This is a genomic window from Elusimicrobiaceae bacterium (genome assembly GCA_017528825.1).
Classification (GTDB): Bacteria; Elusimicrobiota; Elusimicrobia; order Elusimicrobiales; family Elusimicrobiaceae; genus Avelusimicrobium.
The window spans coordinates 94,935-110,516 of sequence record JAFXOI010000005.1 but is presented as its reverse complement, the minus strand read 5'-3'; the positions used below and the strand labels follow the sequence as shown (position 1 = coordinate 110,516).

Genomic DNA, 15,582 nt, shown 5'->3' with positions numbered 1-15,582 from the left:
TATGAATAATGCAGATTTAACCTTTGCTTTAGTAACACCTAATAATACGGCCGACCCCAATGTCATCCGGGTTACGAATAGTAAGTTGCCTAATGTACGACTGGCTAGTTATTTAGATGATAACCCGAAATTTGCCGGGCAACTGCATTGTGAAGCATTAAAAAATGATGAAAGGGCAAACCGTTTATGCGGCAAGCTCTTAATGGGGCAAGAATTAACGGAGCAAGACGGATATGTCGGCTATTTATTAGACCAAGAGATTACCAAAGATATTTGCGGAAATGCCTCACGTTCGTGGTCCAGCAGTAAAACAAAATGCTATAAAGACACAGCTACTCGTTGTAGTGAGTTAGGAATGGGTGTTATAACGGGATTAAGCGATCAGTGTGGATATAACGGTGGAAAACATACTATTGGTGCCGAAGGAATGTGTTATGCCCTTAATGCAAACAGTGGTTGTGCCAATTCTACCATTAGCGAGGGAGGGGTTTGTAAAACCGAAGGAGGACATTATTCTTGTCCTAATCTTTATGTAGAAAAAGGAGGAATGTGTATTGCTAAAGGTGGATTTGGCTGTCCACAAAGTACTTTTAACGGGGGTATTTGTGTTGGAAATGCAGATTATGCTTGTAGTAGCGGAACTTTTACCAATCATAGTATTTGTTATGCAAATAACGCGAACTCGTTTTGTGACATAAATCACGCGCAGTTTAAATCTAGTTATGATGATACATCTTGCTGTTGCGGGGCTTATTGCGGAAATGCGCCCGTCTGTCCCGCCGGCAAATGTGCAGAGGCGTTAGAGAAAATCAACGCGAGCGGATATTTGTAATTATTTCTCAAATAATTTTTCAAAGAAACTTTTTTTGCCACCGGTTTCTTTGGCCAACTCTTCGAGCAGTTCTTTTTGGCGGGCAGTCGGTTTTTTAGGAACTTCTATTTTTACCGCAATGAGTAAATCACCAAAGCCTTTCTTGCCCAGTTTTGGCATACCGCACCCTTGCATTTTTAATACTTCCCCAAATTGGGTACCTTTGGGAATAGTGACTTCTATTTCTTTGCCTTCAATGGTAGGTACTTTGATACTGCCTCCCAAAACGGCTTGCGGATAAGTAATCGTTGCACTTAAAAGTAAATTGTCACCTTCACGCTCAAAGATTTTATGATTTTTTACATGCATTTCTACATATAAGTCACCATAACCGCCGCCATTTTGGCCGATATCTCCGCCATTGGTAACGCGTAAGGTGACCCCGCTGCGCACACCAGACGGAATTTTAACGGTAATTTTCTCTTTGACCCGCTCTTCACCGGTACCGCGACATTTTTTGCAGGGTTTTTCCACTACTTGGCCCTTGCCACCGCAGTCCGGACAGGTTTGGCGCATACTAAAAAATCCTTGTTGGTACACTACGCTGCCCGTTCCGTTGCAAGAACGACAGGTTTTGACTTGGCTCCCTTCTTCTGCGCCGGTTCCGCCGCAGGCACTACAGCGGTCCAACCGTGTATACGAAACTTCTTTCTCTAAACCGCTATAGGCTTGTTCTAAAGTCAAATCCACATCTACTTTCAAATCTTCCCCACGGCGCACCCGCGGTTTACCGCCGCGCGCCCCAAAACCGCCCCCAAAAATATCTCCAAAAACAGAGCCGAAAATATCTCCTACATCAGCAAAGCCGGAGGCATTAAATCCGCCAAAACCGCCCGCTCCGTTTAAGCCGTCATGTCCGTATTGGTCGTACACCTGTTTTTTCTGCGGGTCCGACAAGACAGAAAAAGCCTCATTTACTTTCTTAAATTGTTCTTCCGCATTTTTATCGCCGGGATTACGATCGGGGTGACATTTCATCGCGGCCCGACGAAAAGCCGATTTGATTTCCGTTTCCGTGGCCGTGCGAGAAATGCCTAATATTTCATAATAATCTTCTTTCATGGATAATCCTACACTCTCAATTTCTTATATTTTATTAAATTTCCTACTTAGCATGCTGAGGCTTTATTGACGGGCTTTTTTGATATGAGTGTTGACCAGTTCCTTAAAAATACGTCCGCGTTCTTCGTAACTCTTAAATTGATCAAAGGAAGCGCAAGCCGGCGAAAGCAACACGATGTCCCCTTTTTCAGCGGTTTGAAACAAATAATCCACTACTGTTTTCAAATCGCCCCCTCGAACAATAGGTACATCTGTTTTTAGTTCCTGCTCTATTTTGTCCATACTCTCGCCGATTGTCAAAATACCTTTGCAATGGTCATGTACATACGGAGCTAACACGGAATAAGAGGCACCTTTGTCACGCCCTCCTAAAATCAGCCAAATGTTTTTGGTCTTTTCAAAGGATTTCAGTGCAATCACGGTAGAGTCTAAATTGGTAGCTTTGGAATCATTAATATAAATAACCCCGCGGTGGTAAGCAAAAGGCTCAATCCGATGTTCCATGGGCTCAAAACGATCAAAAGCCTTCTGAATCACATCGGGTCCTACGCCCACCGCCAACGCACATAAGGCGGCCGCCATCGCATTTTCCACATTATGAATTCCTTTTAACTTCGGCGGGCGCAACCGATAGCCCATGCTAAAAATTATTTCATCGCCGTCATAAAAAACATCTGTTTTCAGGGCATGATTGGGTTGCGCCGAAAACGCCCCTAACTGCGCTTTAATTTGGCGAGCCAAAGCGGCGCAAAACGGATCAGCACCGTTCAAAATGGCAATATCCGAACGACGTTGGTTGGAAAACAACCGTGCTTTGGCCTTCATATAATTAATCATACCGCCGTGATGATCTAAATGATCCGGCGTGATATTGAGTAAACACGCCACATTAGGGCGGAAAAAAGTGCTATCTTCCAGTTGATAACTCGACACTTCCAACACTAAAAAATCGCCTTTTTTGATTTCGTTGGAAACACTGGAAACCGGTTTGCCGATATTGCCCGTCACAAACACCTGCCGTTGCGGCTGTTTTTGAGCACAATACTCTTTCAAAATTTCCCCCAGCAAACTGGTGGTCGTAGTTTTTCCGTTCGTACCGCTAACCGCCAGCACCTCTATCCCCGCGGGCATAAAAGATAAAGCTACTTCTAATTCAGAAAACACCGGAATTTTGCGTTTTTTTGCCTCTTTTAGCACAGGACTTTTAGGAAAAATACCCGGACTTTTAACAATAAAACCGCACGTAAACACTTGGGAAGTATGTCCGCCGGTTTCCACGGATATATGGGCCGGAAAATCCGGAATATGGGTCGGTTGGTGTTCTTCGCTGATAAGCACCTTAAATCCATGGTCGGCCAGCAACTTTGCCACATACCGTCCGCTGCGGCCCAAGCCTAATACACACGCTTTTTTTCCTTTAAATTTTTCCGGTTTGAACATGTCGTTTCTCCAAAGCTTCTCGCACGGTTTGCTGATCTGAAAAAGGCAGTACGGTATGACCGATTTTCTGGGTTTGCTCATGCCCCTTGCCCGCAATAATGACAATATCATCTTTTTTGGCAGCGGCTATGGCTTGAAAGATAGCCGCTCGGCGGTCCGGTTCTATCACATAATTAGAAAAGCCTTCCATGCCTTTTTCAATATCTGCGAAAATTTGTTTAGGATCTTCCGTACGGGGATTATCGTTGGTTAAGAAAACATAATCACTATTGACGCATGCGGTATGCCCCATCAAAGGGCGTTTGGTGCGGTCTCTGTCGCCTCCACAACCGAAAACCGTTAAAATACGTCCCTTCTTAAAATGTTTGACCGTCTCAAAGGCGCGTTGCAAAGACTCATCCGTATATGCAAAATCTACAAATACAAAGAAATCTTGCCCCGCATCAATGCGCTCCATACGCCCCGGCACACCGGGCAAATTAGCCAGCCCCGCCAGCGCGGTCTGCTCCGGTACGCCATTGGCAACACCAATGCACAAAGCGGCTAAAGCATTGTACACATTATGGCGCCCTAATAAATTAATTTTTCCGGTCAGTCCTTTTACCTTAAAAGTAGTGCCGTGCAAACTTTCTACAATCTCTGTGGCCTGATAATCTGCCGGATTTTCCATTCCATACGTCAACACACGCACCCGACCGCGTAACATATCTACCAGTTGTCTGCCATAGGCATCATCGATATTGACAATAGCGGTTTTAGCAGGCTTGTGATTATCGGCAGAAAGCAATTCTTCGAATAATTTTTTCTTAGCGGAAAAATAGTTTTCAAAAGTGTGATGAAAATCTAAATGGTCCCGTTGCAAATTCGTAAAAACGGCTGTATCAAAGTGAATGTGCTTGACGCGTTGCTGTTCCAGAGAATGAGAAGACACTTCCATCACCAAGGCATCTGTTTTCTGTTGTTTCATTTGCCAAAGCAACGCAAAGAGCGGGAAAGCAAGCGGGGTCGTGTTAGGAGCATCCATCACAACATGGCCATTGATGCGGTAATTGACCGTACCTAATACGGATACTTTTTTACCGGCGTGTTCCAATACTGCTTCCGTCAAATAGGAAATACTTGTTTTTCCTTTCGTGCCGGTTATACCGATAACATTTAACTGATCGGAAGGCCGGCCATAAAATTCATAAGCAGCGTCGGCCATATCGGCATCTATTTGATCAGATAGATAAAACGGAACAGAAATTTTTTGGCTAAGCGGTTGCGCCGAAACAATTAAAGCCGCGCCCTTTTTAATAGCGTCTTCAATAAAAGCATTACCGTCATGATGCACGCCTTTGAGTGCCCAAAAAGCAAACCCCGGCTTTACATCAGCAGAGTTAAACGTGAGTCCGGTAAGCGTGATATTTTTTTCAGCGGCATAGGCCAAGACACGGGAAATCATGCATATATGATAGCAAATTGCCCCGGGGTAGCACAGTTGCTTTACGAGCGTAATTTTTCGGCCAAGGATGCCGCTAAGCGGACTAAATGCTGGCGGATTTGCGGTTGTTTCTTCTCTAAGAAAGGCAACAGCTCGTGCCGAATCCAATTGCGTGTATAGGCAGAATCTTGATTGGTTTGGTCCACCACAAAAGGGAGTTTGTTCTCTCTTAAATACTCTTCCACTTCGCCACGGGTAATGCAAAACAGCGGACGCACAATTTCTACCTGTTTACTTAAAGGACGGCGGACGGGAATGCCGCTCAAGCCTTCCGGTTTCGTACCGCGTAATAAATTGAGCAGTACCGTTTCGGCTTGATCATCGGCATGATGTCCTAAAGCCACTTTGCTGGCGCCGGTTTGCTTAGCCGCGGCGGCAAAGGCTTCATAACGGGCTTTGCGAGCCGCATGTTCGATACTTAAATCTTGTTTTTTAGCTAGAGCCCGCACGGCTTTCTTTTTGAGCAAAAACGGGATATCCCATTGCTTGCATAAACTGCGGCAGAAGCGCGCATCGGCATCGGCTTGTTTGCCGCGTAGTCCGTGATGTACATGTACGGCAACTACCTCAAAATGTTTTTTGCCGGCTAAATGATGCAAGAAATGTAACAAGCATACCGAATCCGGTCCGCCGGAAAATCCGACCAATACCGTTTCCCCCCGCTTAAAGAACGGGGTCGCAAAAGCCAGCATATTTTTCCAAGTTGAAGCTTCAAATGTTTTTTTTGCCATATAAAAAAGTATAATAAAAATAGCGGAAGGAACTCAAAATGAAAAAACGTATTTTAATTATTGAAGACGAAACAACTATCGTTCAATTATTGACGTTAGTGTTAGCCCGCGAAGGGTATGAGGTACACGCTTGCCAGAGCGGCCGCGATGCTATCGCAAAAATGAAACAGAACCGGCCCCAACTGGTCATGTTAGATGTGATGTTGCCAGGTATGGACGGACGCGCTGTGGCTTCTATCATGGAACAAGATGCGGATTTAGCCTCCATCCCGGTTATTGTGATGTCGGCTCTTGTAGAATCGGAACGTATGTTTAAGGCGTTCCCGCAAGTAAAAGCCTTCTTCACAAAACCGTTTGTGCTCAAAGACTTAATTATCAAGGTGAAAGAAACTTTGGGAGATTAGTTTTTCAAACCAAATAAACCCCCCGCGTAAAAGCGGGGGTTTTTTATGTTAGATTTGACTGGAAAGTTGCCACTGGGCATATTGAGCAAAAAACGCTTCTAAAACTTCTTGCAATACCCACTCGGGGTCAATCTCTCTGCCCAACATTTTTTTGACACTGGTAGCCGTGTCTTTTAAGGCCGGCGTTAAAGGATTGTTTACATTAATACCTACGCCTACCAGCAACCATTGTGTACGATGTGCTTGCGTAGAAGATTCAATTAAAATGCCGCAAATCTTTTTCCATTTTTTTGTGTTGGCTTCCCACACCAGTACATCGTTAGGATGTTTGATTTTAGTTTTGAAACCAAACATTTTTTGCAAGGTCTCACAAACGGCCTGCGCTGCGCGCACACTTAATGTGCCGGTGTGACACACTTCTTTTTGCGGACGTAACAAAAGCGTAAAATAGACCCCGCCGCGCTTAGCATTCCATGCGCGCTCGTACTGGCCGCGGCCATGGGTTTGTTCATAGGCCAGCACCAACGTGCGGTCTTGTGCACCTTGTTCGGCCAACTCGCGCGCCAAGTTTTGCGTACTGTCCAAAACTTCTACGCTGACTAATTGGTTTACGGTGCCTAATGCCAAATCGATTTCTTGCATAGTTATATTTTACCAATTAAGCCTTTTCTGCCGCAAAAATCCTCTCGCGGTCTTTTTCTCATTTTACGTCATTTTGCGATATCGTTGCGGGATATAGTTGCCGTGCAGCCGTGCGCGGGATTGCAAAACGCTATTATGATTTTTCAAATTCATAATTAATTTGCGGGATATAGTTGCCCACCAGGCGTGGCAGGGCCACGTCCAGGGCAAGAGACCGCAAAGTAATGGGAATTTGGAAAATTGTATATCCTAAAAAGCAAGACGGAACAAATTGTTAATTTGTTCCGTCTGCGTAAAACGTCAGTAGCATCGGCCGTTAAAGCCGTTCACTTAATACTGCACTTTGTCTTCTTTTTTCGTCCATTCTTCAAACGGCTCTTCCGCGTCATCTAGTTGCACGCACACGGTGGGAATATGGCGTTTTTCATTGGGTAGCACAATTTCTTTATAAATAAACTCATCATCAAAGCCATGCTTGGCCGCCGTATAGCGATCTGCCGCAAAAAACAAAGCTTTTGGACGCGCCCAATAAATGGCTCCCAAACACATCGGGCAAGGCTCGCAGGACGAATAAATAATACAGTCTTTAATTTCAAAATGATTTAATTTTTCGCACGCTTTTCTAATAGCATCCACTTCGGCATGGCGTGTGGGGTCCTTACTGCTGAGCACCTGATTTTGCCCGCAGGCAATAATCTGTCCGTCCTTTACAATGACCGCACCAAACGGCCCACCGCGCCCCGTAGTCACGTTTTCACGCGCCAATTTGACGGCTTCCTGCAAAAATTTTTTATGCATTTGTTTTTCTTGTTCGTTCATAGTTAGCTCCAACGGGTTATCTTGTTCTTACATTATATTACAATTTTATTGTTGCAGTGCTATTTCGCTCATTTTCTATTATTTTCTCTTTGTACACAATAAACCGCTCGTTTCCGGCCGTCAAAAAAGTCTTTTTGCCGGTTGTAATTTGATAAGACACATTATCTTTTTGGCCACTATATCCTTTGTTGATCCATAACTGCTGATTGCGGTTTTGCAACCGCCCCCACTGAGTTTTCACGGATATATTCTGGATCGAAAATTCCTCTTCCGGCCACGTATTTTCAAAAGGAATTACCACCTGTCCCACCGGTAGCAAGGTTTGCAACTGCTCGATATTCTGTTTTTGTTTGTCATTGTTTTCACACAATAACCATGCATCTATTTTTCGTCCGCCCGATTTACGCACCGCGCGCGCTAATTTATCAGCCTTGATACCTGCACCGATTAATATCCTCGTTCCGTTAGAGGCACGAAACAGAATGGCATTATTGTTCCATTCATTAAGTAGCCATATCGTAGGCGGATTAAAAAATAATCCTTGCACGATAGGGGCCAGCACCGCCACCAAAAGCAAAGGTTTATAGACCCGCCGTATAAACTTTTTCTGTGGCAAATGAAATAGCAAAAACAAAACCGCATAGTAAGAAATAATCCAGCCTGTTTTCCAAGCTGCCGCAGGTACAGATGCCATCGGCCACGAAGCAAAAAATTGCACCAACCATTCAAAACTAGTTAACAGCCAGCCGACAATCGCATGCAAAATAAATCCTATATGCAGACAACAGAGTAAATAAAAGGCAAAACTTACCGCCATCAATAAAGAAGCAAGCGGCACGAGTATCATATTGGAAATAAGTCCTACGAAAGACACTTTATAAAATACATTGGTAAACACCGGTAATAAAACGAGTTGCGTACTCAAAGTAGCCAAGAAAATCTGTACAAAAAACTTTATCCAGCGCGGCCAACGGTAGGGCAACTCATAAATGTTTAGACAAACAATAATGGCCAATGTGGCCAAAAAGGACATTTGAAAACCCGTCTCAAAAATGGCCGCCGGATTGCATAATAAAATAACCAAACAAGATACGATAAGCCCTTGAAATACACCGCTATTACGATGTAATAAATAACCGATTACCGCACATAAAGTCATAAAGTAAGCTCGAGTAAGCGGGGCATCTGCTCCGGCTATTAATGTGTACAGACCCGCCACTATCAGGGCGCACAATACCGTCTTACGCCGGCCCAAGCCAAACAAAGAGCAAAATGCAAACACTACTAATGTCACAAAACCTACATTGCCACCGGAAGCAACTAATAAGTGGATCGCTCCGCTATCTTGAAAATCCGTGTAAAGTTGTTCGTCTATTTCGCCTTTTTCCCCCAACAAAACTCCGCCGGCAATGGCTGCTAAATCTCTGTCAAAATGTGCTTCAAATGTATGTAAAATATCACTTCTTACCGCAGACACTGCGCTAAAAAACCAACCCGGTTCTCGAAGTTTTTTGACGGAAGACACCTTCATCTCCGTAAAGACATGTTGGGTAGCTAAATAATGTCCCCAATCAAAATTGCCCAACAAATCGATCGAATAAGGTTTCTGTAATTTGCCGGTTAACAACACGGTTTCGTGCCATGCAGGAACGGCTGTCTCAAAGCGGGCATATACGCGTCCGCCGGCCTTTTTTCCATTTACGGAAGAAACTCGTATCACTACATTTTGACTTTTCTTTTTAACGGCAGGAAAACCAATAACTTCACCGCTTACAACAACCGGCTCGGAAGTGATGTGATGATAAATATCTCGTGCACCGGGATGCGGGGTATAAAAACAAAATAACCCCACAATATAGAAGAGAAGCAACAACAAAAGAGGTCTTTTGTAGTAGCTGGGATGCATACATTAAATCTTGGTACGGCCTTTTAAGGAATAACCAAGCGTCATTTCGTCCATATAGTCTATATCGCCGCCCAAAGGAACACCGTACCCAATTCGTGTAACCCGCTCCACCATGCCGCGCAACAAATCCGCCAAATACAAGGCAGTTGTTTCTCCTTCGGCATCCGGATCGGTCGCTAAAATTACTTCTTGGATGGGAGGATCGGCTTGTTCCACGCGGGCTAACAGTTCTTTGACTTTAATCTGTTCCGCACCGCGGCCTTCCATAGGGGAAATCGCCCCGTGCAATACGTGATAGACACCTTGAAATACGCCTGTTTTTTCAATGGATTGAATATCTTGCGGATCTTCCACAATACATACCGCCGTATGGTCACGGTCCGGGTCGGAACAGATCGGACAAATATCTGTTTCACTATAAGCATGACAAATACGGCACAATTTTACTCCCTGTTTCAAATCCGAAATAGCGGCGGCCAGTTCTTCCACTTCTCCTTGCGGGGCCCGCAACAAATACATAGAAAAACGCTCTGCCTGACGGGGTCCCACCCCGGGCAGACGACGTAATGCACGCACTAATCGGTCTAAACTTTGCATATTATGCCAATACTTCTCCGCCAATAATATCTAAAATATCCTTGAGTTCCTCGGGGGTTTTCTCATCGGAAATCGCTTCTACCTCTGCCGAAAAATCTGCCTTCACAAAAGGCTCTTCCGCAGTAATAGTATCGGCCGAAGCGGTTGGCGCGGCGGCCTGATTTGCCGCACGGGTTTGTTTTTTCGCAGTTGTGTCAGCCGCCGGAACGGTTTGCTCCGCCACCGTAATGCTGAAACGAATGTTTCGCCCGCTTAATTTATAGGCCATTTTTTCCAACTCCGGCAATTTGGTCGAAGCCGGCACTTTATAAAATTCTTTTCCTTTACCGAAGTGAATTGTCCATTGATCCGGGCCGAAATGAACCGAACAATTTGTCAATGCGTCATAAACAAACACACTAGGTTTGAACGCCTGCACCAAGTTTTCCCACAAAGAGCGGTCGTCGGTACAGTTAACCGGTGCTGCGACGCTTTGAGGAGCTGTTTTGACGGAAGTTGCTTTCCGATTTTCAGCCATAACTGTTTCTTTCTGAATAGGTTTATTTGCTACGGCCTGAACGCGAGGTTCGGTCGGTTTAGAAATCTGCGCAGATTTCGCAGCGGATTTAGTCGGCGTAGAAGACGGAGGCAAAGCGCTCCCCCCCTCACCGCGCTCCAAGGCTTCCAAACGGCGGATAAATCCTTCCACATCAAAGCAACTCTCCATCACCGTGAACAATCCTACCTCGGCACTGACCAGCGCATTATCGGAAAATTTTACTTCTTCGGCCAGCTTGTTAATTTTACGGGACAAACCCGCCAACAACCCCGGCGAAGCAATCGCTGTAATTTTCTCAGCACCTTCAAATGGAACGGCTCCTTGGTTTAAGGCAAAATAAAACAAATCACCCAATGCATTTTTGATATCTTTCAGAAATGAATTTGCATCAAATCCTTCCGCCTGTAAACTTTCAAAAACGCTATGCAAAGAGGCAGTATCTTTTTGCACCAAAGCCATCAGCGCCTGTGATAACAAATCTTGCGGAGTAAGCCCCAACATTTCTCCAACCAATTTTTCATCAATTTTACCGTCGGAATATGCAATTGCGCGGTCCAGTAGAGTCAGCCCATCACGCAAAGCACCGCCAGCATTTTTGGCTAGTAACCGCGCGGCTTTTTCCGTTAAGTCCAATCCTTCCGCTTCTGCTAAATCCATCAGATGATTGGAAATTTCTTCTGTCGTAATAGGGCGAAAACGAAAGGTCTGACAACGCGATACAATCGTGGCCGGAACTTTATGTTTCTCCGTAGTAGCTAAGATAAACACTACATGAGCGGGCGGTTCTTCAATGGTTTTAAGCAAGGCATTAAAAGAACTGTCTGAGAGCATGTGTACTTCGTCTAAGATAAATACTTTATAACGATCTCGGGACGCCGCCAAAGCCACCGTATCAATAATGGCTTCGCGCACTTTTTCTACTTGAGTATTAGAGGCCGCGTCTAGTTCTAAGACATCTAAATCGGCGCTTTGTGCAATTTCCCGGCATTGCGGACATTCACCACACGGTACTGCCGTAGGTTTATCTTGTCCGTGTCCGGTACAATTTAAGGCTTTTGCCAAAATACGTGCAGTCGTAGTTTTGCCGCAACCGCGCGGTCCGTAGAATAAGTAAGCATGACCGATACGGCCCAGCTTCAACGCATTTTGTAATGTTTTAGAAATACTTTCTTGGCCTACCATATCCTCAAATTTTTGAGGTCGATATTTATTGGCCAAACTAACATAAGGGGTATTTTCACTCATAGTTTCCCTCTCATAAATTGACGCGCCTGCCGTTGGCTACGCTTAAAATCTAAACTAAACACACCGGACCCTAAAAAAATTAATACACCTAAAGGCGCACACAATAACAAACACCATGCGGCAAACACCGCATTATAATCTCCGGCAAAAAATATGATAGCACAAACCACCGCCAAGGGCAACGCAAGGCACGCACAAGCGCGCGTATGCCAACCCAGCAGTAGAAAAAGTCCTATTATTAGTTCTGAGGCACACAATCCAAAAGATATCCATACCGCCAGCGGGATTGCAAAAGAAACCGTATTGACCAGAAACTCCCGCCAATACAATAAACTTCCAAGCGCCATATACATCAATGCCAATCCCGTAAAAAACCGGCACACAAACAAGGCTTTTGAAAAGGCTTTCTCATCGATTTTGCAGCGCAACTGCGGAGTAAATTCTTTTGAATTTGATTTCATATATTACTCACTAAAAAGTAGTACTGGCAGACATGGAAAAATAAGTTCTTCGATTTTGTTCCTTATTTTGTTCAAAAATTTCCACACCACCGCTAAATATACTTGGCCCCCAATGCAAGGCAAGCCCTCCCGCTACCGATACCGTATAATCGCTATGGTCCATGTACTTATACCGGGCATACACAACATAAGGGGTAATCCAATTGGAACGGTAGGTAATTCGCGCAGAAGCAACATCCCGCACAAATCCCTGCACGATAGCCGTCATGAACGGAATTTCGGTCCAATTTGAGGCAATGCCGGTTGGAGGCCTATGATTATATTTTATCACTTTGTCATAGCGTGCTTGAATGAAAAATTTACCCAGTTCGCTTCCTACTTCTGTTATTACTACCGGGGCCTGCGTACGAAAATGGCCTTGATAAGAGCGGCCGTCCGCATAAGCGGTAATGTCATACAACCGTTCTTCAAAACCTACCTGCAAGTATGGATTTTTCAACCAACCGCAGTGATAACACAAAAAAGTTTTCAGCTGGCCATGATATCCTTGCCCTTCAAAACCCATACGCCGAGGGATATAATATCCTCCCAACGAAGCAATCACATAATCCGACAGGGCATACTCCACATCTAAAGCCGCTTTTGCGGCTGCTCCGGTAACATCTTCTTCCTTGTCACTGGTGCGATAATATCCGCCGGAAGGGATCAGTGTAAAATCATTGTCCAAATCCCATACAAACTGCCCGCGCATAGCAGCATAACCACGTTCACCGTTTACACTTGAAAAACTAAGCTGCCCGTAGCATAACGCACACGGGCAGATCAGTAAAACTATGTGAAACAAGGCAGTTAAAAAACGCATTTATTTAGCTTTTTTCGCTTTTTTGTCTTCATCTTGTAAGAATTTGACGTAATTGCTGGCTTTGCGTTTTTTCCAAGCGCCTTTGTGATATCCGTATCCGATGATAAGCGGGATGAGCGTAGTGCATTCGCCATACACCATTTGCTCTAACGCGGTGGATACTTTACCCCAAGAAGAGGCTTCTTTTAAGGTAGAACCGGACAAGGCACCGTCACGCACATCGGCTACCGTGATTTGCACGGCGTATTTGTGCATCGGGATATCCGCTCCCAAAATTTCGGCCGCTACGACCGTATCTTGGGCGAAGTTTTTCGGCACGCCGCCGGACCACATCATGAGTCCGGTTTCTTTGGCTTTAATTTTGATTTTGGTAAGTTCCAAAAAGTCCTTGGCACTGTCGATGGATACATGGGCACCCGGATGTTGCGTCTGGTGGGCTACAAAACCAAATCCGGCAGAGCAATCGCTAAATGCCGGTACAAATACAGGCACGCCGTATTTGTAAGCATTATAGACGATAGAATCTTTGCCTTTTTTGTTCTTTTCCAACCATTTACCCATTTCCCAAATAAATTCGCGGGAAGAATAAGGGCGCGGCTCTAAATATTCGCAGATTTTGTGAATAGTTTCATCACATTCTTTGAGTTGGTCTTCATCAATATAGGTGTCGTAGATGCGGTCAATATGCAAATCGCGCAACAAATTATCGTCTTGGTTGTACGGAGTGCCGATATAATGTTTATAACCCAAGGCTTCAAAAAAGTCTTGGTCCACAATGTTGGCTCCATTAGAAACGATTGCATCTACCATGTGATTTTGGATCATATCTACCACTACTTTTTTCATACCGGCAGATACTAAAGATCCCGCAATACATAAAATGACAGAGCATTTTTTATCCGAGAGCATCATATTATAGATTTTGCTCGCGCGGGCCACTTCGCGGGAAGCGTAGGCCATATTCTCAAACGCTTCTACCATTGGCACCACATTGTATTTTTTCATATCAATGTGTTGAATGGTCTTTTTGAGAAAGTCTTTCTTTGTCAGTTTTGCCATTTTTTGTTACACCTCTGTTTGGGGATAGCGCTTTGCAAGCGCCTTTATTTTCCGATTTCTCGTTGTATAAATTATATGAAAATTTGACCAATTTTCCTAGTAAAATATACTAAAATAAATCAAAGAGATTTCAAATCCGTCTTAAAGGAGTTTTTATGTATCGCGAATTAGCCACAAATGATGCCGAAGTTTTTGCCGCAGTATCAGCGGAACTCACCCGCCAACGCCATAAATTAGAACTTATCGCTTCCGAAAATTTTACTTCCTTAGCCGTTATGCAGGCACAAGGATCTATCCTTACCAATAAATATGCGGAAGGATATCCCGCTAAACGCTATTACGGCGGATGTGAACATGTAGATGTAGTGGAAACACTGGCTATTGAACGAGCAAAAAAAATCTTTGGGGCAGAGCACGCTAACGTGCAACCGCACTCGGGCGCGCAAGCTAATATGGCTGTGTACATGGCGCTGTTACAACCCGGAGATACGGTGCTGGGATTAAATCTGTCGCACGGAGGCCATTTGACCCACGGACACCCGATGAATTTTTCCGGCAAACTCTACCATATCATTGCCATGAATGTGCGGCAAGATACCGAAGAAATTGATTATGAGGAAGCGGCCAAACTGGCACTGGAACATAAACCTAAACTGATTTTTGCCGGCGCCTCTAATTATTCGCGCGTATTTGATTGGAAACGCTTGCGTGAAATTGCAAACAGTTGCGGTGCCTATTTAGCGTGTGATGTGGCACATTATGCAGGCTTAATTGCCGCCGGAGAATATCCAAATCCTGTCCCGTATGCCGATGTAGTGACCACCACCACGCACAAAACTTTGCGCGGGCCGCGCGGCGGGCTGATTTTATGTAAAGAGAAGTTAGCCAAAGCTATTAATTCTTCTGTTTTCCCCGGTGTGCAAGGCGGGCCGCTGATGCATGTAATTGCGGCCAAGGCGGTTTGTTTCGGGGAAGCCTTAAAACCAGAGTTTAAAGTGTATCAACATCAAGTGGTACTCAATGCCAAAGCACTGGCTAAAGCCTTACAAGATAAAGGATATCGATTGGTGGCCGGCGGCACTGACAGCCATGTGATGTGCCTTGATTTGCGCTCGAAAGGTATTACCGGAAAAGTAGCGGAAGCGGCATTGGATAAAGCAGGTATTACCGCCAACAAAAATACTATTCCGTTTGATCCGGAAAAACCTTTTGTAACCAGCGGGCTACGTATCGGCACGCCTGCTATTACTACCCGCGGTATGAAGGAAGAGGATATGCTTAAAGTAGCCGATTTCATTGACCGCGCGATTACGCATTACGGCGATGATACTTATTTAGCGCAAGAAGCCAAAGAAGTGGAAAAATTCCTCGAAAAATTTCCGCTATATAAAGAATTAAATTAAAGACTACGAACAAAAAACCCTAGGTGAAAGCCTAGGGTTTTTTATGTGATATTGATTTA

15 protein-coding genes are annotated in these 15,582 nt (G+C 44.6%); 3 read left to right on the top strand and 12 right to left on the bottom strand.

The window, feature by feature from the left end; translation table 11 throughout:
• On the top strand, positions 1–832 hold an 832-nt coding region (locus IKN49_02415; protein ID MBR3631904.1), incomplete at its 5' end, for a hypothetical protein.
• Here the strand turns inward: IKN49_02415 and dnaJ are convergent.
• From dnaJ to tilS, 4 genes are all read right to left on the bottom strand, one after another.
• Positions 833–1,933, bottom strand: a complete 1,101-nt coding sequence (gene dnaJ, locus IKN49_02410) for a molecular chaperone DnaJ (GenBank protein ID MBR3631903.1) — start codon at positions 1,931–1,933, stop codon at positions 833–835.
• A 63-nt stretch (positions 1,934–1,996) separates the two neighbouring features.
• Positions 1,997–3,373, bottom strand: coding sequence for a UDP-N-acetylmuramoyl-L-alanine--D-glutamate ligase (murD, locus tag IKN49_02405; protein MBR3631902.1), 1,377 nt, complete (start codon positions 3,371–3,373; stop codon positions 1,997–1,999).
• Complete coding sequence (locus tag IKN49_02400; protein MBR3631901.1) at positions 3,351–4,817, bottom strand: UDP-N-acetylmuramoyl-L-alanyl-D-glutamate--2,6-diaminopimelate ligase; 1,467 nt, start codon at positions 4,815–4,817, stop codon at positions 3,351–3,353. Before IKN49_02400 ends, murD begins: the two co-directional genes overlap by 23 nt.
• 41 nt (positions 4,818–4,858) lie before the next feature.
• A complete protein-coding gene (tilS, locus tag IKN49_02395) occupies positions 4,859–5,587 on the bottom strand; it encodes a tRNA lysidine(34) synthetase TilS (protein MBR3631900.1) in 729 nt (242 codons plus the stop codon).
• A 38-nt stretch (positions 5,588–5,625) separates the two neighbouring features.
• On the opposite strand from tilS, the gene IKN49_02390 reads away from it, so the two are divergent.
• Entirely contained in the window at positions 5,626–5,991 is a 366-nt protein-coding gene (locus tag IKN49_02390; protein ID MBR3631899.1) for a response regulator, read from the top strand.
• A 48-nt stretch (positions 5,992–6,039) separates the two neighbouring features.
• Here IKN49_02390 and IKN49_02385 read toward each other — a convergent pair whose 3' ends face one another.
• From IKN49_02385 to IKN49_02350, 8 genes are all read right to left on the bottom strand, one after another.
• Complete coding sequence (locus IKN49_02385; protein MBR3631898.1) at positions 6,040–6,633, bottom strand: biotin--[acetyl-CoA-carboxylase] ligase; 594 nt, start codon at positions 6,631–6,633, stop codon at positions 6,040–6,042.
• Positions 6,634–6,963: 330 nt separating this feature from the next.
• Entirely contained in the window at positions 6,964–7,431 is a 468-nt protein-coding gene (locus tag IKN49_02380; GenBank protein ID MBR3631897.1) for a nucleoside deaminase, read from the bottom strand.
• Positions 7,432–7,489: 58 nt separating this feature from the next.
• Entirely contained in the window at positions 7,490–9,304 is a 1,815-nt protein-coding gene (locus tag IKN49_02375; GenBank protein ID MBR3631896.1) for a ComEC/Rec2 family competence protein, read from the bottom strand.
• A 57-nt stretch (positions 9,305–9,361) separates the two neighbouring features.
• A complete protein-coding gene (recR, locus tag IKN49_02370) occupies positions 9,362–9,955 on the bottom strand; it encodes a recombination protein RecR (protein MBR3631895.1) in 594 nt (197 codons plus the stop codon).
• A gap of 1 nt (position 9,956) precedes the next feature.
• Entirely contained in the window at positions 9,957–11,738 is a 1,782-nt protein-coding gene (gene dnaX, locus IKN49_02365) for a DNA polymerase III subunit gamma/tau (protein MBR3631894.1), read from the bottom strand.
• A complete protein-coding gene (locus IKN49_02360; protein ID MBR3631893.1) occupies positions 11,735–12,199 on the bottom strand; it encodes a hypothetical protein in 465 nt (154 codons plus the stop codon). Before IKN49_02360 ends, dnaX begins: the two co-directional genes overlap by 4 nt.
• 10 nt (positions 12,200–12,209) lie before the next feature.
• Entirely contained in the window at positions 12,210–13,061 is an 852-nt protein-coding gene (locus IKN49_02355; protein MBR3631892.1) for a hypothetical protein, read from the bottom strand.
• Positions 13,062–14,120 (bottom strand): deoxyhypusine synthase, encoded by a 1,059-nt coding sequence (locus IKN49_02350; GenBank protein MBR3631891.1) that lies wholly within the window; start codon positions 14,118–14,120, stop codon positions 13,062–13,064. It lies immediately after the preceding gene.
• A 155-nt stretch (positions 14,121–14,275) separates the two neighbouring features.
• On the opposite strand from IKN49_02350, the gene IKN49_02345 reads away from it, so the two are divergent.
• The gene (locus tag IKN49_02345) at positions 14,276–15,523 is read left to right on the top strand and encodes a serine hydroxymethyltransferase (GenBank protein MBR3631890.1); all 1,248 of its coding nucleotides are present in this window, start codon (positions 14,276–14,278) and stop codon (positions 15,521–15,523) included.
• Positions 15,524–15,582: the final 59 nt, after the last annotated feature.